The organism is Pleomorphomonas koreensis DSM 23070 (assembly GCF_000425185.1).
Classification (GTDB): Bacteria; Pseudomonadota; Alphaproteobacteria; order Rhizobiales; family Pleomorphomonadaceae; genus Pleomorphomonas; species Pleomorphomonas koreensis.
Window position 1 is genome coordinate 1 of the sequence record NZ_AULH01000069.1, and the last position, 1,565, is coordinate 1,565.

At 64.8% G+C, this 1,565-nt stretch carries 1 protein-coding gene; it reads left to right on the plus strand.

Translation table 11 applies throughout. The annotated features are described in order from the left end of the window. A partial coding sequence (locus tag H512_RS0120080; protein ID WP_026784918.1) for a Clp protease N-terminal domain-containing protein occupies positions 1-1,565 on the plus strand: 1,565 nt, incomplete at both ends.

The following is a 1,565-nucleotide window of genomic DNA, read 5'->3' on the forward strand; positions in this document are numbered from 1 at the left end:
GGCAAAGTTCAGAACATGGAGCTGTGCGATCAGCACTACCGCGAAATGGTGCGCCGGTCGGGCCGCAGCGCATCGCCGCTGGAGTCCCTGTTCGGGCGGCGTTCCCTTCTTGACGAATTCTTCGGCGAGAGCGGTTTCGGCAGCCTCTTTGGTGACAGTCCGCTGCGAGGCGGCACGATCGGCTCTATGGGTGACGGCGATGACGCTGTCGTCGACGCCACTTTCGGCGAGGGCGCGCCGCGGCGTGGATCGCGGCGCGGCGGCGGACGCACCATCGCCGACCGGCTGAGCGAACAGGGCAACAAGCTGCTGCAGGATGCCGCACAGAAGGCCGGGGAATTCGGGCGCAGCGAGGTCGATACCGAACATCTGCTTCTGGCATTGACCTCGTCTGACGTCGTCAAGACGATCCTGGAACAGTTCAAGGTCGATGTGGACGACCTGCGGCGCCAGGTCGAGAAGGAAGCGAAGCGTGGAGACGCCAAGACGGAGGGCGAAATCGGCGTCAGTCCTCGCCTGAAGGACGCGCTGAACCGGGCCTTCATCGCCTCGAACGAACTCGGCCATTCCTATGTCGGTCCCGAGCACCTGCTGATCGGCCTTGCCGAGGAAGGTGAAGGCCTGGCCGCGTCGATCCTGCGCAAATACGGATTGACGCCGCAGGCGCTTCGCCAGCAGGTGACCAAGGTCGTGGGCAAGGGAGCCGAGGAAGGCCGCGTGGAGGCGCCTTCCAGCACGCCCGATCTCGACCAGTTCAGCCGTGACCTGACGAAGCTCGCCCGCGAGGGCAAGCTCGATCCCGTCATCGGCCGCGCCCGCGAAATCGAGACGACGATCGAAGTGCTGGCCCGCCGGAAAAAGAACAATCCGGTGCTGATCGGCGAGCCGGGCGTGGGCAAGACCGCCATCGTCGAAGGACTCGCACAACGCATCGTCGCGGGGGAAGTGCCTGAAGCGCTGCGCGACAAGCGCCTTGTCGAGCTCAACATCAACTCGATGGTCGCCGGGTCCAAGTACCGCGGTGAGTTCGAGGAGCGGGTGCAGAAGATCCTCAAGGAGATCACCGAGGAGAAGGACAGCCTGATCCTGTTCATAGACGAGATCCACACCATCGTCGGCGCCGGCCAGGGCGGCGGCGAGGGCGGCCTCGACATCGCCAACACCTTCAAGCCGGCGCTAGCGCGGGGCGAGTTGAACCTGATCGGCGCGACGACGCTCAACGAGTACCAGAAATACATCGAGAAGGACGCGGCGCTCGAGCGACGGTTCCAGCCGGTTTATGTCGAGGAACCCACGGTAGCTCAGGTCATCATGATCCTGCGCGGCCTGCGCGACACGCTGGAGGCGCACCACAAGGTGACGATCACCGACGAGGCCATCGTCGCGGCGGCCGAGCTTTCTGATCGCTACATCACTGGCCGCTTCATGCCCGACAAGGCGATCGACCTGATCGATCAGGCAGCCGCACGGGTGAAGATCAGCGCCACAGCGCGCCCCGTGGACGTCCAGGAGCTAGAGGCCGAGGTCGCGCAGATCAAGCGCGAGCAGGACTATGCCGCAGCCCG